Raw genomic sequence first — 23,050 nt, 5'->3', positions numbered from 1 at the left:
ATAACACTCTTATATGATAGATAAAAAAATTGAATCTGCTCATATCTTAATAGTAAATGATATTGAAGAGACTTTAAGTTCTTTACTGCCTTTTTATTCAAAACATAATGTAAGAATTATAAAAAATGAGCAAAAAGATGAATTTTTATTAGCTCAAGCACATGCAGCCGTAAAAGAGGCTTATATCTCTTCAAATGAAAAAAAATATATCTTCTTAATAGGTAAAAGCTTTAGAGTCGAAGCACAAAATGCTTTATTGAAAGTTTTGGAAGAACCTCCAAAAAATATCATTTTTATAATAATTACAAATTCAAAATCTTCAATTCTTCCGACTATTTTTTCAAGAATTCCTCACAAGTTTTATAAAACAGCTTCAAAAAGAGCTGAACTTGAGTTGGATATTTTGAATTTAGATTTAAAAGATGTTTATTCTTTTTTAAAAGAGAATCAAAGAATTACAAAAAATGAAGCTAAAAGTTTAGTCGAATCTATTTTATTTAAAATAAATTCTAAAAAGATTGAATTAAATCAAAAAGAGTTGGATCTTTTTTCAAAATCAATAAAACTTTTAGAACTCAATTCCAGACCTATTAATGTTCTAACTTCTTTACTTCTTATGCTCTTAAATAAAAATAAAAGGGTTTAAATGAAATTATATAAAGTTTCTACAACAGAGATAAAAAAGCTTTTTAACAAATTAGGTTGCGATAAAAGCGGTGTTTCAATTTTAGATAAAAAATCAAAACTTCATGCTTTGTATATAAAAGAGCTTCATGTTGGAGCTGCAAATATCCTTAAACAAGATGCTTTATCCATCGGTGCTGATTTGGCAGTTCCAAGCGGAGTTATAATTGCTAGCGAAAAAATTGTTGATGCTGTTTTAATAGGAACAACTAAACATTTTGAGATTTTAAGTAAAAAAGAGTTATCTCAACCTTTCGGTTTAAAAGATCTTGCTTTAAAACTTAAATCTTTTATAAATCAAAAAGAGTATAAAAACAAAATTATGGGTGTTGTAAATGCAAATGACGACTCTTTCTTTTATAAAAGTAGATTTAAAGGCGAAGATGCAGTAGCTCATATAGAAAAGCTGATTAATGAGGGTGCTGATATTATTGATTTAGGGGGAGTTTCAAGCAGACCGGGAAGCCAAGCTGTTTCACCTAAAGAGGAATTATCAAGGTTAAAACCTATTTTAGATTTAATTGGAAAACAAAAACTTTATGAAAAAGCAGAGTTTTCTTTGGACTCTTATGAACCCGAAGTTTTAAAGTATGCTCTTGATTGCGGATTTAAAATCGTAAATGATATAACAGGTTTACAAAATGATGAAGTTTGTAAGTTAAGTGCCCAATATAATGCGCAAGTTGTTATTATGCATATGCAAAGTGACCCTAAAAATATGCAAAAAAATCCTCAATATGAAGATGTAATAGTAGAAGTTAATGATTTCTTGGAACAAAGAGTTGAAAAAGCAAAAAGTTTCGGTATAGAGGATATTATTCTTGATGTGGGTATAGGTTTTGGAAAAAGTTTGGAACATAACCTTCTTTTACTAAAACATTTGGAACATTTTAAACATTTTGGATATGAACTTTTAATAGGAGCTAGTAGAAAATCTTTGATTGATATGATAGTTCCTTCTAAAATAGAAGAACGATTACCCGGTACTTTGGCAATTCACCTTGAATCAATAAATAACGGTGCCTCAATTATTAGATGTCATGATGTAAAAGAGCATTATCAAGCTATAAAATTACAAGAAGCAATAAAAAGCGTAGAGATACTCTAAAGTATCTCATGCAAAGAGTTGGCTTTTCTCATCCATTTTTTTAAATCTTCATATTTTTCGTTTTCTACCATATCTCTTACTTCTTTCATCTGAATTTCAAATTGATCAATAGCATTAAGAAGATTTTTTCTGTTTTGTTTAAAAATATCGGACCACATTTTAGGACTTGATTTTGCCACCCTACTCATATCTTTGAAACCACCTGCTGCAAGTGCAATAATTGATTTAGGATCTTCTCTGCTCATTACGGTATTTGCCAATGAAAAAGATATGGCATGGGGAAGATGAGACATATAACAAGCATGAACATCATGTTCATTTGCGTCCATAACAACAATTCTCATACCAATTTCTTGGAAAATTTTAAAAGCTCTATTTACATGCAGATTATCATTATCTTCCAAATTACAAAGAACAACTGTTTTCCCTTCGTATAAATCATCAATTGCTGCTTTAGGTCCTGATTTTTCAGTACCTGTCATTGGATGTGCCGCAATAAAGTTTTTTCTGATTGAAGATGGAACATTCTCTATAATAAACTCTTTTGTTGAGCCTAAGTCCATTATTGTAGTCTTTTCATTTATATCTAAAAATTGAGGAATCATTGAGATAATATTATCAACAGGAATTGCTAAAACTATTAAATCACACTTTTCTTTAATTGTTTTGATATCAACCAATTCATCAACTAAATTTAATTCTTCTATCTCTGTTTTTGATTTTTCACTTCTGGCATATCCGTAAATTTTCTCTGCTATATAATATTTTTTTAAGGCTTTTGCCAAGGAACCGCCCATCAGACCGAGTCCAATAATACCTATATTCAATTTTTTACCTTTACAATTTTGTTTTTAGAAGAGGATTATATCTTAATCATCCTATAAAGTTAATTTAGATATATTCTAGCTTTGAAATAATAAGTATAAGGATTACTGTGAAAAAAAAGGGTATCTTATTATCAATTGCTCTTGCATCTTTTATGAATGCAGAGGGAATAAAATCAGTAGAGTTCATTAATCTAACAAAAATCTCACCGACAATAGCTAAAGATACATTTAGTATAGAAGAGAGTGAAGAACTTGATGTATCTAAAATAAATCAGGCAATAAAAGATTTTTATAAATATGGTTATTTTGAAGATATTACAGTTGCAAATGAAGATGGTGTTTTAAAGTTTATTTTTAAAGAAAAACCTTCTATTGCAAATGTGGATATTACGGGATATAAATCAAGAGAAGAAGATATTGAAGAGGTAAAAAATAAAATAGGTCTTAAAAAAGGGATTATGTACTCTCCAAAAAGAGTAAAAGAGGCAAAAGAGAAGCTTTTACAAGAGTTGGAAACAGAAGGGTATATAAACTCGGTTGTTGAAGTAGAAGTTGAGAAGCTAAATGAAGATGCTGTTTATATCACGTTTAATGTAAATAAAGGTGATGAAATCGTTATCAAAAAAGTAAATTATTTTGGTGCAGAAAATTTAGAAAATAGTCAATTTGAAAAAGTAACTGCAAATAAAGAAGAAGAGTTTGCTTCTTGGTTTTTTACACAAAATGACGGAGAGTTAAAAGCCGATCAATTACAATATGACGGTAAAAGAATACAAGAACTCTATTTTGAACACGGTTATATTGATGCAAAAGTCGAAAATCCTTTCTTAGAAGTTGATTTTGCCTCAAATCAAGCTGATTTGGACTTTTATATTGATGAAGGTATTCAATACACTACAAATAAGATTAAAATTTATGTACAATCAGATTTAATAAAACCCGAATTCTTATATGAAGATTTGAAATTAAAAGAGGGAAGAACTTTTAATATTAAAAAATTAAGAAGAGATGTAGATTATATTAAAACAAAAATTTCAGATTTTGGATATGCCTTTACACAAGTTAAATATGATATAAAAAAAGATGAAAAAAACGGTACCGTTGATATAGTTTATAATGTTGTTCCCGGGGATAAAGTATATATTAGAGATGTAAAAATTACAGGTAACAGCAGAACTTTAGATAGAGTTATCAGAAGAAATATATATTTGGCACCGGGAGATTTATTCTCTCTTACTGATTTTAATGATTCTCAAAATAAATTAAAAAGAAGCGGTTTTTTTGATGATATAAGAATTGAACAAAAAAGAGTTTCTAAAGATAAAATGGATCTAGTAGTAAAAGTTAAAGAGGCTCCTACAGGGAATATTATTCTTGGTGGTGGTTACGGTTCTTATGACGGATTTATGATAAATACCGCATTAAATGAAAGAAATATTTTCGGTTCCGGATTAGGATTGTCTATTTCTGCAGATTTATCAAAAAGAAGATCTAATCTTTCATTCAAAATAATAAATCCGGCTATTAGAGACAGTAAATATCATGGAGATATTGATATTCATAATAGTAAAACAGAGATTAATAATGACGATTATGATTTAGATAAAGACGTAAAAGGTTTCTCTGTAGGATTAGGAAGAGAAATTATAAGAAATTTAAAAGCCGGAGCAAGATATAGACTCGATTTTATAGATGAAACTTATGATTATGATGATGATTTTAAAAAACTTCCTGGAAAAAAATATTATGAAGATACTGACTATGTAACAAGTTCTATTACTCCTTATATAAATTTTGATAATACAAATGACTATTATTTTCCTACAAGCGGTATAAAAGTAGGTACTTCTCTTGAATTTGCAGGTCTTGGCGGAGATTCTGAATACCTAAAAAGTTCTTCATACTTCAAAGCTTTCTACTCTTTAGAGGACAGATTTGATTTAGATTGGGTATTAAGATATAAATTGCAGGCAAACTTCTTAGTTGATAACGGTCAAATTAATCAAGGGGATTCTTTGTACCTTGGAGGGACAAAATCGTTAAGAGGATTTAAATCTTACGCTTTTGGTCCTGACAATGACGATGGTGAAATAGAGGATCCGTACAAAGAGATGGCAGCTACTTCAATTGAGTTTAGTTTGCCTTTAATTCCTGATGCGAATATGAGATGGGGACTGTTTTATGATTACGGTATGATCGGTCAAGATAGTCTTAGTGATATACAAAGATCAAGTGTGGGTGCCCTTTTTGAATGGGTTTCTCCTTTCGGTCCTTTACAACTTATATTTGCCAACCCTCTTGATGATGAATCAGGCGATGATACATCATCATTTGAATTCTCACTGGGGTCATCATTCTAATGGTAAAAAAAATGGATTTAGTAAATAGAAGAATATCAAAAGAGGAAGCATTAGACTTAATAAAAAATGCTTCTTTAGTAGAGTTGGGTAAGTCTGCAAGTTTGAAAAAAGAGCAACTTCACCCTGACAGAGTTACAACTTTTGTTGTAGACAGAAATATAAATTATACAAACGTATGTTGGGTAGACTGTAAATTCTGTGCTTTCTACAGACATAAAAGAGATGAAGATTCATATGTTTTATCATATGATGAAATAGATAAAAAAATAGAAGAATTACTTGAAATAGGTGGAACTCAAATTCTTATGCAAGGTGGAGTTCATCCAAATTTGAAAATAGATTATTATGAAGATTTAGTGGAGCATATTCATACAAAATTCCCTCAAATCACCCTACACTCTTTTTCTGCAATAGAGATTTCTTATATTGCAAAAGTTTCAAAAATATCAAAGCTTGAAGTATTAAAAAGATTGCAGGCAAAAGGTCTAAGCTCTATTCCAGGAGCAGGAGCTGAAATTTTAAGTGATAGAGTAAGAGATGTTATTGCTCCTAAAAAAATAGATGCCGATGAGTGGATTGAAATACACAGATTAGCTCACTCAATAGGTATGAAAACAACTGCAACAATGATGTTTGGTACAGTTGAAACAGATGAAGAGATTATCGAACACTGGGATAGAATCAGAAAATTGCAAGATGAAACAGGTGGTTTCAGAGCATTTATTATGTGGTCTTTTCAAAGTGCAAATACAAAACTAAAAGAAGAAATTCCTGATTTAAAACCTCAATCTTCAAATAGATATTTAAGACTTTTAGCTGTTTCAAGAATATATTTGGATAATTTCCCGAATATACAAAGTTCTTGGGTAACACAAGGAAGTTATATAGGTCAAATGGCTTTAAAATTCGGAGCTAATGATTTAGGAAGTACTATGATGGAAGAAAATGTTGTTGCAGCAGCAGGAGCTACAAACTGCATGAATCAAGATGAAATGATTCAGCTAATTAAAGATGTTGGAGAAAATCCTGCAAAAAGAAATACTGCATATGAAATTTTAGAGAGGTTCTAAAAACTCTTATGAAAAAGAGGATTTCAAAATTAATAATTTTATTTTTATTTTTACAAGGAATAATGATGGGTGCTACTATAAAGCATATAAATATAAAAGGCATTGATGTTCCTGTCGTATTTGAACAGGATAAATCTCTTCCTATTTTAAATCTACAGTTAGTTTTTGCAAACTCGGGATATATCCAAGATAACAAAAACAGCGGACTTGCTTCAATTAGTGCAAAACTTTTAAATGAAGGAACAAAAAAAATAGGAAGTACTAGATTTGCCGAAAAACTTGAAAATTCTGCAATCTCTTTACAATCTAATATAGGTTTTGAAACTTTTGTTATAGAACTCTCTTCTTTAAAAGATGTTCATGAAAAAGCATTGGTTTTATTAAAAGATTTATTAAAAGATCCAAATTATGATAAAAAAGTTTTGGAAAAAATCAAAACTTTGCAAAAAGGTTCTTTAAAAAGAAAAGAAAATGATTACGATTATATAGCTTCTCAAAATCTAAAAAAAATACTTTTTAAAGATAGTGCCTTGGAAAATCCATCTTTAGGTACAGAGGAGTCTCTTTCTAAAATAAATTTAAGTGATGTAAAAAAGTTTTTAACAAATGCTTTAGACATAAATAATCTTATTATAGTAGTAGGTGGAGATTTTGAATATGATGAAATTATTTCAAAAATCAAAAAAAGTCTAAAAGTATTAAATGCAGATTCAAAAAACTCTTCAAAAGAGATTAAAACGGTATCCCAAACGCAAATAAAAGAGATAAAAAAAGATACACAACAAGCTTATATCTATTTTGGAAGCCCTTTTAATATAGATGTAAAAGATCAAAATGTTTATATGGCAAAAGTTGCTTCGTTTATTCTTGGAGGAAGCGGTTTCGGTTCAAGGTTGATGGAAGAGATAAGAGTAAAAAGAGGATTGGCGTATTCTGCTTACGGATATATTTCTATGAATAAAACATACTCTTATTTTACAGGATATTTACAAACTAAATTAGAAAGCGCCGATGAAGCAAAATCTTTAGTTGAAACTTTAGTAGAAGAGTTTGTTAAAAACGGAGTTACAAAAGAGGAATTAGATTCTGCCAAAAAATTTCTATTAGGAAGTGAACCTCTTAGAACAGAAACACTTTCTCAAAGATTAAATAGAGCCTTTACTCTATTTTACAGAGGCTTACCTCAAGATTACAATAAAAAAGAGTTGGAAAAGATAGAATCTCTTAAATTAGAAGATTTAAATAATTATATAAAATCTCATAAAGAGATAAATAAATTGTCTTTTTCAATAGTAAGGAGATAAAAAGGTGTTGAGATTTGCACCAAGTTCTACACAAGAGATGAATATTGGCAACTTAAGAGTTGCAATATTTAATTATATATTATCAAAACAGTTAAACGAAAAGTTATTAATAAAAATTGAAGATACCAATAGTCAAAAAAATAGTGAAGACAAAGAGAAAGAGATTTTAGAGCTTTTAAATCTTTTTTCGATTGAGTATGCTCAAGTTGTTAACCAAAGCGGAAATTTAAAATATTATCAAAAACTTGCAATGCAATTAATGAATGAGAAAAAAGCTTTTGCCTGTTTTTGTTCCGATGCAAAACTTGAAGAGATAAAAGAAGAGTTAGAAAAAGAAGGAAAACCTTTTAGATATGACGGATTCTGTGAAAATTTATCTGATGAAACAGTTTTAAACTGCAATGCACCCTTTACTGTAAGGTTAAAAAAACCAAAAGAAGCAGTTACTTTTACAGACTTGTTAAAAGGTGAGTTTACATTTAAACCTTTTGAAGTAGACTCTTTTATTATTTTAAATCATGATAAAACTCCTACATATGATTATGCCTGTGCTATTGATGATATGCTTTATGATATCTCTGTTGTACTTAGAGAAGAGAAGTATTTGTCAAATACTCCCAAGCAAATTCATGTAAGAGACTCTTTAAATTATAATAAAAAGATAGAATATATACATTTACCGGGTATTTTAAATGAAATTCCTGTAAAAATGCTTATAGATGAAGGATTTTTACCAAGTGCTATTGCAAACTATTTAGTTCTTCTTGGAAATAAAACTCCAAAAGAAATTTTTACTTTAGAAGAAGCCGTAGAGTGGTTTGATATAAAAAATATATCACAAAATTCCGTAAAGTTTGACATAGATAAATTAAAATTTATAAATAAAAAGCATTTAGAAAAAATTGATGAAATGAGATTATCAAAAATTTTAGGATTTGCAGATACTGATATCGGAGAATTAGGAAAACTTTTCTTAAAAGAAGCAGATACTATAAAAGAAATAAAATCAAAAATAGATTCAATTTTTAATAAAAAAACAACTTGTAAAGGCTTTGAAAAAGAGTTTACAAAGATTAAATCATGTATGAAAGAAGCTCCTTTTTACGAGAATTATAATGAATTAAAAGAGTATGTTATAGAAAAAACAGGGTTAAAAGGTGAAAATTTTTCAATCCCTTTTAGATATATCTTAACAGGAGAAAATAAAGGACCTGAGCTTTTAGAGATATATCCTTTGATTAAAAATTATTTAGGAGAGATTACAAAATGATGGATGCACTTTTAGGCTCAGTTTTTACGGTTATTTTAACAATAATTTCTTTATACAAATGGGTTATTATTATTTCTGCACTTTTAAGTTGGGTCAGACCTGATCCTTATAATCCAATTGTCCAAATGCTGTATAGGTTAACTGAACCTGCATACGCTTTGGTTAGAAGATTTATTCCAACAGTAGTAGGAGGAATGGATTTAGCGCCGATTATTGTTATTTTTGTTTTGATTTTCCTAGAGACTTTTTTAGGAAGACTTTTTATGGGAATGTAAAAAATGAAAAAGATTCTTCTGTCTCTTTGCTTGGCTGCTTCTTTTTATGCAAATGAGATAGAAGAAAATATTCAGACTCTACAAACTTCTTCTTTAACTCTTGATTATCTAAAGACTTTACCTAAAAATATAAAAAGAGATTTTTTTATAAACGAGTATTTGAAAAAAAATAATATTTCAAATGATCAAGCTTATGAAGCATTAAATTTAATTTACAATATAAACAATGAACTTTTTTATAATTTTGCATCAAAGTTCGGTCATGATGAAACTTTTGCCGTTGCCCAATGTATGAATATGAAAAACAGCGACTTGGTTGATTCTTATGCCGATTGTATAGTAAATGGCTTAAGTTTAAAAAAGGCATCTTTATTATCCTCTTTTGATCTAAATATAATTATTCAAAAAACTAAAGACAAATACCCTGCTTTTACGAAAAAAATTAAAGTAATCTCTTCAGCTATACCTTTTACAAGGCTAATTGTGCAAGATAAATCCAATTTTTATGATATATTTTTAAATGTTGATTCTTCTTTTAGAGAAAAATATTTTAATTATAAATTACCTAAAAGAACATTTGAAAAAATATATAAAAATAAAAAAAAGTTTGAAGAGTTCTTAAAACTTGTTCTAAGCAATAACAAACTTACTAATTTAAATAAAAACCTAAACGGTCTTGATGATAAAGAGTTAGGGTACAAATCCTCTTTTTATTTGGCTATAAATGCTATAAGATTTAAAGATTTCAATAAAGCTTATAACTATTTGGAAAATGCAAAAAAGAAAAGCTCTAATAAAAAGTTTATTGATAAAGTAGACTTTTTAGAGTATTTAATAACAAAAGATGAATCTATCTTAAAACTTCTCTCTTCAAGCGAAAATTTTAATTTTTATTCATATTATGCAAATGAACTTTTAGGAAACAAAATAAGTAAAGATTTTAAAATTGATTCTTTAAATGAATTTAAAACAATACTAAAATCTTCAAATTCAAAAACTATCGCCCTGCTCTACGCAATAGCAAAAAGCCAATCAAATCTTGAGTTAGATAAAGTATCAAAAGATTTAAAAGTCGGTATTATGCAGCTAAAACCTGTTTGGATAAAAGATCTTTCAAAAGAGTATAATTTTAACTCTTTTTTTAATATGGAAGATAGTTTGACTTATGCAAAAGCATATCTAGAAAGATTAAATATAGAAACAAATAATAATCTTTTGTCAATCTTGTTTAAATACAATAAAGAAGTTAAAAATTTAGATCAAATAACTGCTCTTAGTGCTATAAAAAAGGATGATTTGTTAACTTCTTATATTAAATTATTTCCCCTTTTAGAAGGAAATGAAAATTACCTTTTATGGTATACCTTGGCTTATAATAAATTAGATAAAAAGTCTAAAGAGAGATTAGAGTTAAATACTATTTGGGAAAACTTATAAGAGCTTTACCCCAAGTAGAGTGAGAGAAGTCTAAATTTAATTTATTTGACTCATCATCTTTATCTTTTGTAAAATCTACTAAATAATACTTCGCCCAATTATTTTTTAATGAAATGTTTTTTAGAAGTTTTGATTCTTTTTTTAAGTTAATAAAACTTAAAGGCTTTTTCCCGTTTAAAGTAACGCTTTTTATTAGTTCATCATCTTCATTATTGACATATTGAACACCGATAACAAAACTGTAAACTTCATTTGTATTATATTTAGTTGAAATTTTATTCAAATATGTAGCAAAAAGCATTGCTTTTAGCTCTTTATTAAAAAGAATATCCCTTTTTTTTGTATATTGAACCGAATAGGCATCTACAGGATTATTTGAAAAATGTTCTAATGAAGTTGTTGGGTTACAAGCTGTAAAAAATATTGAAAAAAAGATGAAAAAAAGTGAATAAAACTTATTCATTAAAATTACTCCCGATAGTTAATAAATGGAATTCTACACTAAAGTTACTTTAACCATCATTTAGATAAAATCTCCTCTATGAGTAAGGAATTTAAAAAATTAGCAGTGGCATTTAGCGGTCCATCAAACAGCGGGAAAACAACGCTTATTATAAAAGTTTCGGAATTACTGCAAAAAGCAGGATTTAAAGTCTGTATTGTAAAACATGATCCCAAAGACAAAGCAAAGTTCGATTCTCCCGGTAAAGATAGTGATAAGTTCTTTAAAACAGGTGCAGATGTTGCTGTTGTAAGTCCTACAAGAACTACTCTTTTTAAACAAGAGAGTTCTTCTATCCAAGAGCTTATTGAACTCTTCGGTGAATTTGATTATTTATTAGTAGAAGGACTTAAAAATCTTCCATTACCTAGAATTTCAATATTTAGAGAGAAACTGGATGAATCATATTTTAGTGTTACAAATGCAATAGCGTATGATGAAACCATAAATGAGAGTCAAATACCTTCAAATATTGACAAATTAAATTTAAATAATCCGGATGAAATTATATCTTGGATTGAAAAATATGCAAAGAGAGTATAATGAACGAGATTTTAGAAGCAATAAAAAAAGCAAGTATTGAAATCAAAAAAGTTATAGATAAAGGTGATACAAGTAAAAGTACAAATGAGAACTCTACTGGAGATACTCAGTTAAAACTTGATATTGCAAGCGATCTTATTATAGGGAAAATCTTCTCGGAAATTCCTTCTATAAAAGAGATTGTAAGTGAAGAGCAAGAATCAATTGTTCCTTTACATGAAAACGGTGAATACTTAATTGCTTATGATCCTCTTGACGGTTCATCATTAGTAGATGTAAACCTTTCTGTAGGTTCTATTTACGGTATTTATAAAAATGAATTTAATGCAAAAAATATTATTGCCGCTGTTTATGTTGTATTTGGACCTAGAATTGAGATGGTTGTAGCTTTAGATAATTGCGTAAAAATGTATAGACTTCATAACGGTGAATTTAAATATATAAAAGATGTTAAATTAAATGAAAAAGGGAACCTTAATGCTACAGGTTCAACTCAAATGTGTTGGTCTAATTATCACAAAAAACTTTTAAAAGATATGTTTAATGAAGGATATTATCTAAGATATTCAGGAGGAATGGTTCCTGATTTACACCAAATTTTACTAAAAGGCGGTGGACTTTTTTCTTATCCGGGAACCAGTGATAAACCAAAAGGAAAATTAAGACAACTTTTTGAGGTTTTCCCTTTTGCTTTAACTTATGAATTTGCAGGTGGAGCCGCAACGGACGGTTTTAAAAGAGCATTAGAAGTTGAAACAACACATATTCATGATACAACACCGTGTTTTTTCGGTTCAAAAGAAGAGATAAAAAAAGTAAAAGAAGTATACAAAGAATATGCAAGTTAATGAAGAAACAGATGAATGGGAAAAGAAATTAGATTCAAAAGTTGCAGAGTTGAAACAGTGTCAAGAATCTAATAACTTAAACTCATGTACTCCATGTGATAAATTTTTTGAGTGCGAACTTAGAAAAGAGTATATACTCGCCGTTTACGAATCAATGAATAAAGGTTCCGGCGGTGGATTCGAATTTTAATTAAATAAAAAGAGGGAAATTTATGGAAAATAGTTGTAAGAATGTTTATATTACTACTCCAATTTATTATGTAAATGATGTAGCTCATATCGGGCATGCATACACAACAATTATTGCAGATATGTTAGCAAGATATTCAAGACTTGTGGGGCATAAAACATTTTTTTTAACAGGTACTGATGAACACGGTCAAAAAATCGCTCAAAGTGCAGAAGCTAGAGGGAAAACACCCAAAGAGTATGCAGATGAAGTATCAGGCAAATTTAGAAAACTATGGGATGATTTTGATATTTCATACGATAAATTTATCAGAACTACAGATGAAGAACATAAAATTGGAGTTCAAAAAGCATTTGAAACTATGTATAACAAAGGTGATATTTACAAAGGTGAATATGAAGGATATTATTGCGTATCTTGTGAAACTTTTTTTACGGAAAAGCAACTTGTAGATGAAGAGTTTTGTCCTGATTGCGGGAAACCTACAAATATTGTAAAAGAAGAGAGCTTTTTCTTTAAACTATCTAAATATGAAGATAGATTGTTAAAATGGTATGAAGAGAAAGAAGACTGTATTTTACCAAGATCAAAAAAGAATGAAATTATTAACTTCGTAAAAAGCGGATTAAAAGACTTATCTATTTCAAGAACATCTTTTGATTGGGGAGTAAAACTTCCTGAATCGATAAATGAACCAAAACATGTTATGTATGTTTGGTTAGATGCTTTACTTAACTATATTACTGCTTTAGGATATGGAACAGATGAAAAAAATATGGAGTATTGGCCTGCTAAAATACAACTTGTAGGAAAAGATATTTTAAGATTTCACTCAATCTACTGGCCTGCATTTTTAATGTCTTTAGATTTACCTCTTCCTGATCATATTGCAGCTCACGGTTGGTGGACAAGAGACGGAGAAAAGATGTCTAAATCAAAAGGAAATGTAGTAAATCCTAAAGAAGTTGCCGATGCTTACGGTTTAGATGCTTTTAGATATTTTATGTTAAGAGAAGTTCCTTTCGGACAAGACGGTGATTTTTCTCAAAAAGCTTTAATTGATAGAATAAATTCAGACTTAGGAAATGATTTAGGAAATCTTCTAAACAGAATTTCAGGGATGAGCGGAAAATATTTTGATTTTAAAATAAACTCAAAAGATGTAAAAAAATTTCATCAAAAAGAGTTAGATGAAGTAAATGCAATTTTAGAAAATGTAGAAGATTATATCTACAATATGCAATTAAACAGATATTTAGAAGATATTTGGAAAGTTTTAACAATTGCAAACAAAGCAATCGGTGATTATGAACCTTGGGCAAAAATGAAAGAAGGAAAAGATGACGAAGCTATGGCTTTGGTAGCTTTAATTACAAATGTTATGGCTAAAGTAGCCCTACTTTTAGATTCTGTTATGCCGGAAAAAATTGCAAAAATTGCAAAATCTTTGGGAATAAATATAGATACGGATACTTATAATAAATTAATCGTAAATAAAGAGTTGATTCCTGAAACAACTATTACAAAAGTTGAGCAACTATTTCCTAGAATTGAAGAAGTTTTATTGGAACAAGCAAAAGTTACAGATGTATCAAAAGCGGAAGTTGAAACAAAATCTTCTAAAAAAGAGCAGAAAGAAGAAGAACCTGACAATTTAATTACAATTGATAAGTTCTTTGAAACAACTTTAAAAATAGGAACAATTGTAGAAGCTCAAGAAGTTCCAAAATCTAAAAAACTCTTAAAACTTCAAGTAGATTTGGCAGAAGGAAAAAACAGACAAATCTTAGCAGGAATAAAAGAGTTCTATTCTCCGGATGAATTAATAGGAACACAAGCTTGTGTTGTTGCTAATTTAAAACCTGCAAAACTTATGGGAATGGTAAGTGAAGGTATGCTTTTAGCGGCACGTGATGAAAACGGTTTATGTTTAGTAAGACCTGAAAAAGCTAAAAAATCAGGGACGAAGATAAGCTAGTGCAGATCTCATCTATTATTGATATTATTGATGGAAGATTATTAAATCATCCATCAATCTCTTTTATATACTCAATAAAAACAAACCCTAGAAAAGTAAAAGAAGGAGATCTGTTTATTGTAGAACATGAAGAAGATATTCATACTGCAATAAAAAACGGTGCTTTTGCACTAATTACTCAAAAAAATATTAATATTACTGATGATGAAATTGCTTGGATTTATGTAGATTCAGTTAATGAAACAATAAAAAAACTAATAAGATATCTATTATCAAATAAAAGACTTACTGCTTTTTATTGTAATGATATCTCTTATGAACTATTTAAAATCTTAAAAAAGCCGACAGTTCATTCAAATATAAAAATTGTTCCAAAAGAATTATCAAAATTTTTTAAATTTTTAGATGATTTAGAAGAGAATGATACTTTAATATGTTCTGATCAAAGAGTTTTAGATGATATTTATCCTGTAAATTTTGATTTTAATACAAAAAAATATGAAATTCATAATCTTATTGAACATTCAATTTTTGAAACAACATTTAGTTTTAAAGAGAGATATTTTTCCAAGCTTAAACTCTCTAGTTTGTATATAACCGAGTTTTTAGATGTTTATAGCTTTTTAGGATTTAATTGCGATTTAAATAAATTAAAAAAATTTAACTATTTAAAACCTATTTTCGTGGATAAATTGATTAATCATACAGATTACGGTAAAACCGATAAATTTTTAATAGCTCAAAATAATAAAGAGTTAATTTCAAAAGAGATTAATTATTTAAAAACAAAATATAAATATGCAAGAATTATCTATTTAACTACGGAAGAGATAGATGATGATAGTGAATATATTCATTTAAGTTCTTTAGATGAACTTAAATCTTTTTTAAAGAAGGCTTCTTTTAACGCTGTCTATTTTATGGGCGTAGATTATGATGAACTTTATGAGCAAGTATCTAAACAGAGTATCGAGCCTTCACTGATTTAATATATCATTCCAAAACTACTAATAACTTTTCCAACTACAAATATTTCATCTTTGTCTAAAATTTGGGTTGGATAGTCTTTATTATCTGAAATTACATCAAGTTTCCCGTCAACTCTTCTTTGCATTCTTTTTACAAAAAGACCGTGAGTTGTTGTAAAAGCATAAATCCCGTCTCTGTTCAAATCTGTTCTTGTTTTATCAATAAAAATAATATTGTCACTGTTTAATGTAGGTTCCATTGAATCCCCTACTACATTAATAGCATCAATATTTTTTAAATTTTCTTTTCCACCTAACATATTCATAAAATAAGGAGGAACTTCCATACTTTCATATGAATCATCACTTTCATAAGCACCCCCACCTGCACTTACATTAACCTCAGGATAATATCTAATCCAATATTTATCCGTAGAGTCCACTAAAGAACCGGGATTTTGATTATAAAGAAGCCAATTTATTGATATTTTTTTCTTTGCACAAAAATCTAATATATTTGAATAAGGTATTTTCCCTCTGTTTTTCATTGTGGCAAAATTAACTTGACTCAAATCCAAAGCTTTTGCAACATCTTTATCAAAAATTTTTCCTAATTTTCCGTCTTTACTCAAAATATCTTTCAATTTTTCAATAATTTCATTTACTATTAGCATTTTAACTCCTTTTTGTAATTATATTACAAAATGCAATATTTTTCAAGTGCTTTGAAAAAAAAGTATAAAATTTTAAAAAATTCATAAAAAGGATTGATAATGTCGCAAAAAATTGGAAAAGCAACAAATAAAGTATTAAGAATTTTATATAAAATGGATAATTTTTTGTTAGTTTGTGGTAACAAAATATTATGATTTTAATTTTGACATTATTTTTACATTAAATTCATAAATTTACTAAAATTGGGCTAAGCATATAAATTTTACTAAAGCTTATTTAATATACAATAAGAGTACAAATTCACGGTGGTAACCACGGGGAGTAATATGGAAACAAACTTAATTGCTGAAGCAGTAAAGTTTATGGTATTAGGTATGGGAATAGTTTTTATGTTCCTAATCGTCATGGTTTATGCTCTTAAGCTCCAAGCTAAGATAGTGGGGAAGTATTTCCCTCAAAAAAGAGTTGAACCTGCTAAACCAAAAGCTACTACTGAAGCTTCTAATAATACTGCAAACACTGCAAAAATAGCCGCTATCATAGCTGCTGTACAACATCACAAAAATCTAAAAGGTTAATTTATATGGCTAAGAAATATATAGATGTCATGGATACTACTTTTAGGGATGGATTTCAGTCTGTCTTTGGAGGTAGAGTTTTAATGAACGATTTCTTTCCAGCTGTTGAAGCTGCAAAAGAAGCTGGTATAACACATTTCGAATTTGGTGGAGGAGCTAGATTCCAATCTCTTTTCTTCTACTTACAAGAAAATGCTTTTGAAATGATGGATAAATTTAGAGAAATTGTTGGTCCTGATGCAAATTTACAAACATTAGCAAGAGGTATTAATACAGTTATGTTAGATACCGGTTCTAGGGAATTGGTTGAAATGCATGCAAAAATGTTCTCTAAACACGGTGTTACGACAATTAGAAATTTCGATGCACTAAATGATGTACAAAACTTGGAATATTCTGCTGAATGTATTAAAAAATATGGATTAAATCATGAAGTTGTTGTAACACTTATGGATTTGCCTCCGGGTTGTGTCGGAGCACACGATGTTGCTTTTTATGAAAAAACATTAAGAAATATATTAGATAGTAACCTTCCATTTGATTCTTTATGTTTTAAAGATGCGTCAGGTACTTCTTCTCCTCAAAAAGTATATGATACTGTGAAAATGGCAAGAAAGCTTGTCGGTGAAGATATTCATATTAGACTTCATACTCATGAAACAGCAGGTGTTTCCGTAGCATGCTATTTGGCAGCTTTAGAAGCAGGTGCAGATGGTATCGACTTAGCTGCTTCTCCTGTTTCAGGAGGAACTTCTCAACCTGATATTTTAACAATGATGCATGCCGTAAAAGGTAAAGATTATGATTTAGGCGGATTAGAACTAGAAAAAGTATTAAAATATCAAGAAGTATTAAATGATTGTTTAAAAGATTACTTTATTCCACCTGAAGCAACACAGGTTTCACCATTGATTCCTTTCTCTCCAATGCCTGGTGGAGCGCTTACGGCAAACACACAAATGATGAGAGATAACGGTACTTTAGATAAATTCCCTGAAGTAATAAAAGCTATGAGAGAAGTAGTAGAAAAAGGTGGTTACGGAACATCAGTAACACCTGTTTCTCAATTTTACTGGCAACAAGCGTATGCAAACGTAATGTTTGGACCTTGGAAACAAATTGCACCTGGTTACGGGAAAATGGTTTTAGGATATTTCGGAAAAACTCCTGTTAAACCTGATGAAAAAGTAGTTGCATTTGCTGCTGAAAAACTAAAACTTGAACCAACAACTGAAAATCCTCTTGATATTGCAGATAGAGATGAAAAGAAAACAATGTCTTATTGGAGAGGAAGATTAGAAGAAGAAGGTATAGAAACATCAGATGAAAATGTTTTTATAGCTGCAGCTTGTAATGAAAAAGGTATTGCTTTCTTAAAAGGAAACGGTCCTTTAAGTGTAAGAAAAAATAGCGATCAAACTTGTGAAAACGATAAAGAATGTGAAGTAGGAGAAAATAAAGGTATGAGTAACGCAACTGGAAACTATACTGTAGTAGTAGATGGACAAAAATTTAATGTAACTGTAGCTGAAGGAGATGCTGATATTCAAGTAACTCCTGTGGCAGAAAAGTCAAATCCTGCACCAAGTGCTGCAGCACCTGCATCAACTGGAGGAACTGAAGTTCCTGCTACAGTTGCGGGAAATGTTTGGAAAGTTAACGTAAAAGTAGGTGATAGTGTTAAACAAGGTGATGTAGTAGCAATTCTAGAAGCAATGAAAATGGAAATCGATGTTGAAGCTCCTTGTGACGGTACAGTTTCTGCTATTTTAGCAAATCCTAGTGATCCTGTTGAAGAAGGTCAAGCTATAGCTACAATTAGTTAATAGCTTGAAAACTACTAAAATTTGGAGTATTTGATGAATAAAAAAATTATGGCTTCTATGCTGATAATCTTTTTTACTATCTTTAACGTAACGCTTTTTGCCAATAGTGATCAAGAAGTTGTAAAAGAAGATAGTAATACAGAAGTTGTGCATGAATATAAGCCAAAATCAATAACAGAATTAATGTCATCTTTTTATGAAACAACAGGGATTAATGCTATTTTAAATCCAAGTGATGATGTTATGACTTCTGAACCTAATCCTGATCATATAAGACCTATGACAACTTTTGAACAAACCTGGGGTAGAATTATTATGTTTGCTATAGTAATTCTTCTTTTTTATCTTGCTATTGCAAAAGGATTTGAGCCTTTATTACTTTTACCGATTGCTTTTGGAGGACTTTTGGCAAATATCCCTTTAGCAGACATGGGTGGAGCTCACGGAATGTTAGGTATTATCTATAATATGGGTATTGCAAATGAATTTTTCCCTCTACTTATTTTTATGGGTGTAGGAGCAATGACTGACTTTACCCCTCTTTTGGCAAATCCTAAATCTGCTATTTTAGGCGGTGCAGCACAATTTGGAATTTTCGGTTCTTTAGTAGGTGCAGTTGCATTAGGTTTTGACTTGCAAACTGCTTCGGCAATTTCAATTATCGGTGGTGCCGATGGTCCCACATCAATCTTTATTGCAAATAGATTGGCTCCTGAAATGTTAGGAGCGATAGCGGTTGCTGCTTACTCTTATATGGCTTTAGTACCTGTAATTCAACCTCCTATTATGAAGGCTTTGACAACTGAAGCGGAGAGAAAAATCAAAATGCCGAAGTTAAGAAAAGTACATAGATTAGAGAATCTTTTCTTACCTATCGTTATTTTATTCTTGGCAGTATTGTTCTTGCCTGAATCAACTCCTTTAATCGGAGCCTTTGCATTTGGAAATTTCTTAAAACAATCAGGAGTTGTTGAGAGACTTTCTGATACAATGCAGAATTCATTAATTAACATAGTAACAATTTTCCTAGGATTAGGAGTCGGTTCTAAATTAGCTGCCGATAAATTTCTTGTTCTGGAAACATTGGGAATTATGGTTATAGGTCTTATAGCATTTGCAGTAGGAACGGCTGCCGGTGTATTAATGGCTAAAATAATGAATAAATTTTCATCAGAAGAGACAAAAGTAAACCCACTAATAGGAGCTGCTGGAGTATCAGCAGTACCGATGGCGGCAAGGGTTGTAAGTAAAGTGGGACAGGAATATGATAGATCAAATGTATTATTAATGCATGCTATGGGTCCTAACGTTGCAGGAGTTATTGGTTCTGCCGTAGCTGCTGGTGTACTTTTATCAATTTTTAAATAAAAAAGAAAATAGGGAAAGAAATGTCAGAAATCAAAGATACACTTGGACTTGAAAATGTGGGAACAGTGTATAGAAATCTTGATGTTGATACATTAATTCAACATGCAGTCGAAAATGAAGGGGCAAAGGTCTCTTCAACAGGTGCTTTAATGATAGATACCGGAATATTCACGGGTAGAAGTCCTAGAGATAAATTCTTTGTAAACCAAGACCCTTCAAATAAATACATTGCTTGGGGAGATATAAATTTTAAAGTATCTAAAGAAGTTTATGAAGATTTAGAAGTAATCTCTAAAAAACAGTTAAGTAACAAAGATTTGTATGTAACAGATGTATATTGCGGAGCATCTTTAGATAGTAGAAAATCAGTAAGATTTATCACTGAAGTAGCTTGGCAAGCACATTTCATTCAAAATATGTTTATAATCCCAGCAGAAGAGGATTTAGAAAATTTTGAACCTGAATTTACAATCTATAACTCTTGTAAAACTGTAGATATGGCATATGCTAGTCATGGACTAAACTCTGAAGTTTTTGTTGTATTTAATATTGAAGAAAATACTGCATTAATCGGTGGAACATGGTACGCAGGAGAGATGAAAAAAGGTGTTTTCTCTATGATGAATTACTGGTTGCCTCTTGAAGGTAAACTTTCAATGCATTGTTCTGCTAATGTAGGTAAAGACGGTGATACTGCACTTTTCTTTGGTTTATCGGGAACAGGGAAAACAACACTATCTACTGATCCAAACAGAGCTTTAATCGGTGATGATGAACATGGTTGGGATGATAAAGGTGTATTCAACTTTGAAGGTGGATGTTATGCAAAAGTTATAAACTTAGATGCAGAGTCAGAACCTGATATTTATCATGCAATTAAAAAAGGTGCAATTTTAGAAAATGTTGTTGCAGATGAAAATGGAGTTGTAGATTATACTGACGGAAGTAAAACGGAAAATACAAGAGTATCTTATCCTATTGGGCATATTCCAAATCATAAAAGAGATTTAAGAGGAGATCATCCTCAAAATATTATCTTCTTATGTGCAGATGCTTTTGGTGTTTTACCTCCTGTTGCGAAACTTGATAAAAGTCAAGCAATGTACTATTTCTTAAGTGGTTATACTGCAAAAGTTGCCGGAACGGAAAGAGGTATTACAGAACCTGTTGCAACTTTTAGTTCTTGTTTCGGTGAAGCTTTTTTACCTCTTAATCCTACTGTTTATGCAGAACTTCTCGGTGAAAAAATTGATAAACACAATGTACATGTTTATTTAGTTAATACAGGATGGACAGGTGGTCCGTATGGAATCGGTACTAGAATGAGTATCAAAAATACAAGAGCTTGTATAAATGGAATTCTGGATGGGTCTATTCATGACTCTGAATTTGAAACTCTACCTATTTTCAATTTGCAAATTCCAAAAACATTACATGGTGTAGAAACAAAAGTGCTTAATCCAAGAAATACTTGGGAAGACAAAGAATCATATGATGAAACTGCATTAAAACTTGCAGGAATGTATATAGAGAATTACTCTAAAAAGTATTTAACTCTAGAAAGCGATTATGATTTTACTACTGCCGGACCGAAACTTTCATAAATAGTTATTTATAGTTTTTCTAAAAGGAGTGAAATTTTTCACTCCTTTTTTTATTTATATAAGGTTTTAAAATGAAATTAGCAGACTTTTTATCAACATTACAAAAAGATGAAAAAGAGGTAATATATCTCTGCGCAAAACATATGCTTCAAAAAAGATACGATATTCAAGAAGAGGCATTAGAAGAGCATCAAATAAAAGAGTTTTTTATTGATTATAACAACTATGACAAATATTTAAATGATTATGCAAATATAATATATAAAAGATATGAATCTTCAAATGATGAAATATATGAATACTTATGTACATATTTCAATGAGAATAGTGACAATAGACACCTTTTTGAATATAGATTAAAAAGAGTCATAAATCAAGACCCTAAAAAATATCTAGCTATTGAAGATTTTGAAATGAGAAATGCCGCAATAAGCAGACTTGAAAAAAGAGTTCAAATAATTGAAGAATCAAATTTTTTTAAAAAGAATAGTTCTTTAGGGAAAAAAGAAATTGATGAAATAAAAAATCAAATTAACCTTGTAAAAAAAGCAGTAGGAGTAATCTAAACCCCTACTCTAACACTCTATTTGAATCTCTTCAACAATTTCCAAACCAAACCCTGTAAGTCCAACAAAAGAGTGTTTCCCTCCACTTGTCATTAACTTTATTTTTTTAACATTTAGATAGTTTAAAATCTGTGCGCCTATTCCAAAATCTTTTTGTGATTCTTTGTTTACAGTATCTTCATCTAAAAATATCAATAATCCTCCTTTTGCTTGTAGAAAGTTTATTGTTTTTAACATTGAGTGAAGTTTCTCATCATTTAAGAAAAGATCTATATCCGGAATAATCGTATGAAATTTAACATGGGTAAGATCTTTTAACTCTCCAAATTGTATAGTTGTATGTATTTGTCCCAAATGATCTTTGAATTCTCTTTTTATTGTCGGTGTATTAAAAAAACTTGATTCTTTTGAGGAAATCTCTTCAACAAGTTTTTCATGAGATAATCTGTACTCTACCAAATCCGATATATATATCTGTTTTAAATTATGTTTTTTGGCAAAAATATCCAAATCATCTCTTCTTGCCATAGTACCGTCTTCTTTCATAATTTCACAAATTACAGCTTCCCCGTTAAGTCCCGCCAATTTACATAAATCCACAGAACCTTCCGTATGCCCTGTTCTAACTAATACTCCACCGTCTTTTGCAATAAGAGGAAATATATGCCCCGGTCTTACAAGTTGAACAGGTTGAGAAATGGGATTTGATAATATTTTAATTGTACTATCTCTTTCTCCTGCACTAATTCCCGTAGCAGCATCTGCATCATCCACTGAAACGGTAAATGCAGTTTCATATGATGATGTATTTGCAGCAACCATAGGATTTAATTCTAATCTATTTGCCGTCTCTTTTGTTACAGAAACACAAATCAAACCTTTTGCATGACTTGCCATAAAATTAACTTTTTGAGGAGTACTTAAAGGCGCTGCATAAACCAAATCACCTTCATTTTCTCTATCCTCATCATCTAGCATAATGACCATATTTCCTTTTTGAATCTCTTCAATAGCCTCTTTAACTCTTCTTGTTGAATCCATAAACTCTTCTTCTATTTTAATTTTATAA

Annotated in this window: 22 protein-coding genes; 18 read left to right on the top strand and 4 right to left on the bottom strand. The window is 29.9% G+C overall.

The genetic code is table 11. The features are described 5' to 3' along the window. Nucleotides 1-13: 13 nt before the first annotated feature. Both AANAER_RS07760 and folP read left to right on the top strand, forming a co-directional pair. Nucleotides 14-646, top strand: coding sequence for a DNA polymerase III subunit delta' (locus AANAER_RS07760; RefSeq protein ID WP_044414818.1), 633 nt, complete (start codon nucleotides 14-16; stop codon nucleotides 644-646). Continuing rightward, nucleotides 647-1,792, top strand: coding sequence for a dihydropteroate synthase (folP, locus tag AANAER_RS07755; RefSeq protein ID WP_129081706.1), 1,146 nt, complete (start codon nucleotides 647-649; stop codon nucleotides 1,790-1,792). It abuts the gene before it with no gap. Here folP and AANAER_RS07750 read toward each other — a convergent pair. Continuing rightward, nucleotides 1,789-2,619 carry a prephenate dehydrogenase gene (locus tag AANAER_RS07750; protein ID WP_129081705.1) on the bottom strand — a complete coding sequence of 277 codons (831 nt, stop codon included), beginning with the start codon at nucleotides 2,617-2,619 and terminating at the stop codon, nucleotides 1,789-1,791. The genes folP and AANAER_RS07750 overlap by 4 nt on opposite strands. 107 nt (nucleotides 2,620-2,726) lie before the next feature. Between AANAER_RS07750 and bamA the strand changes: the two genes are divergently transcribed. The 6 genes from bamA to AANAER_RS07720 all read left to right on the top strand — a co-directional run bounded on the left by bamA (nucleotide 2,727) and on the right by AANAER_RS07720 (nucleotide 10,335). Further along, nucleotides 2,727-4,979, top strand: coding sequence for an outer membrane protein assembly factor BamA (bamA, locus tag AANAER_RS07745; RefSeq protein WP_228711139.1), 2,253 nt, complete (start codon nucleotides 2,727-2,729; stop codon nucleotides 4,977-4,979). Continuing rightward, complete coding sequence (locus tag AANAER_RS07740; protein ID WP_129081704.1) at nucleotides 4,979-6,049, top strand: dehypoxanthine futalosine cyclase; 1,071 nt, start codon at nucleotides 4,979-4,981, stop codon at nucleotides 6,047-6,049. The genes bamA and AANAER_RS07740 overlap by 1 nt, the downstream gene beginning before the upstream one ends. Before the next feature lie 65 nt (nucleotides 6,050-6,114). Next, nucleotides 6,115-7,353: a M16 family metallopeptidase gene (locus AANAER_RS07735; RefSeq protein ID WP_129081703.1), complete on the top strand. Its 1,239-nt coding sequence runs from the start codon at nucleotides 6,115-6,117 to the stop codon at nucleotides 7,351-7,353. A gap of 4 nt (nucleotides 7,354-7,357) precedes the next feature. Continuing rightward, nucleotides 7,358-8,623, top strand: a complete 1,266-nt coding sequence (gene gltX / locus AANAER_RS07730; RefSeq protein ID WP_129081702.1) for a glutamate--tRNA ligase — start codon at nucleotides 7,358-7,360, stop codon at nucleotides 8,621-8,623. After that, nucleotides 8,620-8,898 carry a YggT family protein gene (locus AANAER_RS07725; protein WP_044414828.1) on the top strand — a complete coding sequence of 93 codons (279 nt, stop codon included), beginning with the start codon at nucleotides 8,620-8,622 and terminating at the stop codon, nucleotides 8,896-8,898. Before gltX ends, AANAER_RS07725 begins: the two co-directional genes overlap by 4 nt. Nucleotides 8,899-8,901: 3 nt before the next feature. Next, complete coding sequence (locus AANAER_RS07720) at nucleotides 8,902-10,335, top strand: transglycosylase SLT domain-containing protein (protein WP_129081701.1); 1,434 nt, start codon at nucleotides 8,902-8,904, stop codon at nucleotides 10,333-10,335. On the opposite strand, the gene AANAER_RS07715 is transcribed toward AANAER_RS07720, so the two are convergent. Next, on the bottom strand, nucleotides 10,316-10,798 hold the full coding sequence (locus AANAER_RS07715; protein ID WP_129081700.1) for a hypothetical protein: 483 nt from the start codon (nucleotides 10,796-10,798) through the stop codon (nucleotides 10,316-10,318). The genes AANAER_RS07720 and AANAER_RS07715 overlap by 20 nt on opposite strands. A 78-nt stretch (nucleotides 10,799-10,876) precedes the next feature. Here AANAER_RS07715 and mobB point away from each other — a divergent pair, with 78 nt between their 5' ends. The 5 genes from mobB to AANAER_RS07690 are packed head-to-tail and all read left to right on the top strand — an operon-like array spanning nucleotide 10,877 to nucleotide 15,385. After that, nucleotides 10,877-11,380 (top strand): molybdopterin-guanine dinucleotide biosynthesis protein B, encoded by a 504-nt coding sequence (mobB, locus tag AANAER_RS07710; protein ID WP_129081699.1) that lies wholly within the window; start codon nucleotides 10,877-10,879, stop codon nucleotides 11,378-11,380. Continuing rightward, nucleotides 11,380-12,228, top strand: a complete 849-nt coding sequence (locus AANAER_RS07705; protein ID WP_044414836.1) for a class 1 fructose-bisphosphatase — start codon at nucleotides 11,380-11,382, stop codon at nucleotides 12,226-12,228. The genes mobB and AANAER_RS07705 overlap by 1 nt, the downstream gene beginning before the upstream one ends. Next, complete coding sequence (locus AANAER_RS07700) at nucleotides 12,218-12,418, top strand: hypothetical protein (protein WP_044414838.1); 201 nt, start codon at nucleotides 12,218-12,220, stop codon at nucleotides 12,416-12,418. The genes AANAER_RS07705 and AANAER_RS07700 overlap by 11 nt, the downstream gene beginning before the upstream one ends. A gap of 22 nt (nucleotides 12,419-12,440) precedes the next feature. Then, a complete protein-coding gene (metG, locus tag AANAER_RS07695) occupies nucleotides 12,441-14,396 on the top strand; it encodes a methionine--tRNA ligase (RefSeq protein ID WP_129081698.1) in 1,956 nt (651 codons plus the stop codon). After that, nucleotides 14,396-15,385, top strand: a complete 990-nt coding sequence (locus AANAER_RS07690) for a peptidoglycan synthetase (protein ID WP_129081697.1) — start codon at nucleotides 14,396-14,398, stop codon at nucleotides 15,383-15,385. Before metG ends, AANAER_RS07690 begins: the two co-directional genes overlap by 1 nt. Here the strand turns inward: AANAER_RS07690 and AANAER_RS07685 are convergent. Continuing rightward, nucleotides 15,382-16,038 (bottom strand): S24 family peptidase, encoded by a 657-nt coding sequence (locus AANAER_RS07685; RefSeq protein ID WP_129081696.1) that lies wholly within the window; start codon nucleotides 16,036-16,038, stop codon nucleotides 15,382-15,384. The two genes, AANAER_RS07690 and AANAER_RS07685, sit on opposite strands and share 4 nt — an antisense overlap. A 327-nt stretch (nucleotides 16,039-16,365) precedes the next feature. On the opposite strand from AANAER_RS07685, the gene AANAER_RS07680 reads away from it, so the two are divergent. The 5 genes from AANAER_RS07680 to AANAER_RS07660 all read left to right on the top strand — a co-directional run bounded on the left by AANAER_RS07680 (nucleotide 16,366) and on the right by AANAER_RS07660 (nucleotide 21,981). Beyond that, nucleotides 16,366-16,617, top strand: coding sequence for an OadG family protein (locus AANAER_RS07680; RefSeq protein ID WP_044414843.1), 252 nt, complete (start codon nucleotides 16,366-16,368; stop codon nucleotides 16,615-16,617). A gap of 5 nt (nucleotides 16,618-16,622) precedes the next feature. Next, nucleotides 16,623-18,443: a biotin/lipoyl-containing protein gene (locus AANAER_RS07675; RefSeq protein ID WP_044414845.1), complete on the top strand. Its 1,821-nt coding sequence runs from the start codon at nucleotides 16,623-16,625 to the stop codon at nucleotides 18,441-18,443. Nucleotides 18,444-18,476: 33 nt separating this feature from the next. Beyond that, on the top strand, nucleotides 18,477-19,811 hold the full coding sequence (locus tag AANAER_RS07670) for a sodium ion-translocating decarboxylase subunit beta (RefSeq protein WP_044414847.1): 1,335 nt from the start codon (nucleotides 18,477-18,479) through the stop codon (nucleotides 19,809-19,811). 20 nt (nucleotides 19,812-19,831) lie between these two features. Next, complete coding sequence (gene pckA, locus AANAER_RS07665; protein WP_044414849.1) at nucleotides 19,832-21,415, top strand: phosphoenolpyruvate carboxykinase (ATP); 1,584 nt, start codon at nucleotides 19,832-19,834, stop codon at nucleotides 21,413-21,415. 71 nt (nucleotides 21,416-21,486) lie between these two features. Next, a complete protein-coding gene (locus AANAER_RS07660; protein ID WP_129081695.1) occupies nucleotides 21,487-21,981 on the top strand; it encodes a hypothetical protein in 495 nt (164 codons plus the stop codon). A gap of 9 nt (nucleotides 21,982-21,990) precedes the next feature. On the opposite strand, the gene AANAER_RS07655 is transcribed toward AANAER_RS07660, so the two are convergent. Then, nucleotides 21,991-23,022, bottom strand: a complete 1,032-nt coding sequence (locus AANAER_RS07655) for a bifunctional 3,4-dihydroxy-2-butanone 4-phosphate synthase/GTP cyclohydrolase II (RefSeq protein ID WP_129081694.1) — start codon at nucleotides 23,020-23,022, stop codon at nucleotides 21,991-21,993. Between the last annotated feature and the right edge of the window lie 28 nt (nucleotides 23,023-23,050).

The sequence above is a fragment of the Halarcobacter anaerophilus genome (assembly GCF_006459125.1).
Classification (GTDB): domain Bacteria; phylum Campylobacterota; class Campylobacteria; order Campylobacterales; family Arcobacteraceae; genus Halarcobacter; species Halarcobacter anaerophilus.
The sequence above is the reverse complement of the archived record's forward strand: the minus strand, read 5'-3'. Positions and strand labels throughout refer to the sequence as shown.

Excerpts from the sequence above, each read along its gene's own strand:
- AANAER_RS07685 (WP_129081696.1), bottom strand. The coding sequence starts at position 16,038 with ATGCTAATAGTAAATGAAATTATTGAAAAATTGAAAGATATTTTGAGT.
- AANAER_RS07705 (WP_044414836.1), top strand. The coding sequence starts at position 11,380 with ATGAACGAGATTTTAGAAGCAATAAAAAAAGCAAGTATTGAAATCAAA.
- AANAER_RS07660 (WP_129081695.1), top strand. The coding sequence starts at position 21,487 with ATGAAATTAGCAGACTTTTTATCAACATTACAAAAAGATGAAAAAGAG.
- AANAER_RS07670 (WP_044414847.1), top strand. The coding sequence starts at position 18,477 with ATGAATAAAAAAATTATGGCTTCTATGCTGATAATCTTTTTTACTATC.
- metG (WP_129081698.1), top strand. The coding sequence starts at position 12,441 with ATGGAAAATAGTTGTAAGAATGTTTATATTACTACTCCAATTTATTAT.
- AANAER_RS07760 (WP_044414818.1), top strand. The coding sequence starts at position 14 with ATGATAGATAAAAAAATTGAATCTGCTCATATCTTAATAGTAAATGAT.
- AANAER_RS07675 (WP_044414845.1), top strand. The coding sequence starts at position 16,623 with ATGGCTAAGAAATATATAGATGTCATGGATACTACTTTTAGGGATGGA.
- mobB (WP_129081699.1), top strand. The coding sequence starts at position 10,877 with ATGAGTAAGGAATTTAAAAAATTAGCAGTGGCATTTAGCGGTCCATCA.
- AANAER_RS07680 (WP_044414843.1), top strand. The coding sequence starts at position 16,366 with ATGGAAACAAACTTAATTGCTGAAGCAGTAAAGTTTATGGTATTAGGT.
- pckA (WP_044414849.1), top strand. The coding sequence starts at position 19,832 with ATGTCAGAAATCAAAGATACACTTGGACTTGAAAATGTGGGAACAGTG.
- AANAER_RS07740 (WP_129081704.1), top strand. The coding sequence starts at position 4,979 with ATGGTAAAAAAAATGGATTTAGTAAATAGAAGAATATCAAAAGAGGAA.
- AANAER_RS07700 (WP_044414838.1), top strand. The coding sequence starts at position 12,218 with ATGCAAGTTAATGAAGAAACAGATGAATGGGAAAAGAAATTAGATTCA.
- AANAER_RS07725 (WP_044414828.1), top strand. The coding sequence starts at position 8,620 with ATGATGGATGCACTTTTAGGCTCAGTTTTTACGGTTATTTTAACAATA.
- AANAER_RS07720 (WP_129081701.1), top strand. The coding sequence starts at position 8,902 with ATGAAAAAGATTCTTCTGTCTCTTTGCTTGGCTGCTTCTTTTTATGCA.
- folP (WP_129081706.1), top strand. The coding sequence starts at position 647 with ATGAAATTATATAAAGTTTCTACAACAGAGATAAAAAAGCTTTTTAAC.
- AANAER_RS07735 (WP_129081703.1), top strand. The coding sequence starts at position 6,115 with ATGGGTGCTACTATAAAGCATATAAATATAAAAGGCATTGATGTTCCT.
- AANAER_RS07715 (WP_129081700.1), bottom strand. The coding sequence starts at position 10,798 with ATGAATAAGTTTTATTCACTTTTTTTCATCTTTTTTTCAATATTTTTT.
- AANAER_RS07655 (WP_129081694.1), bottom strand. The coding sequence starts at position 23,022 with ATGGATTCAACAAGAAGAGTTAAAGAGGCTATTGAAGAGATTCAAAAA.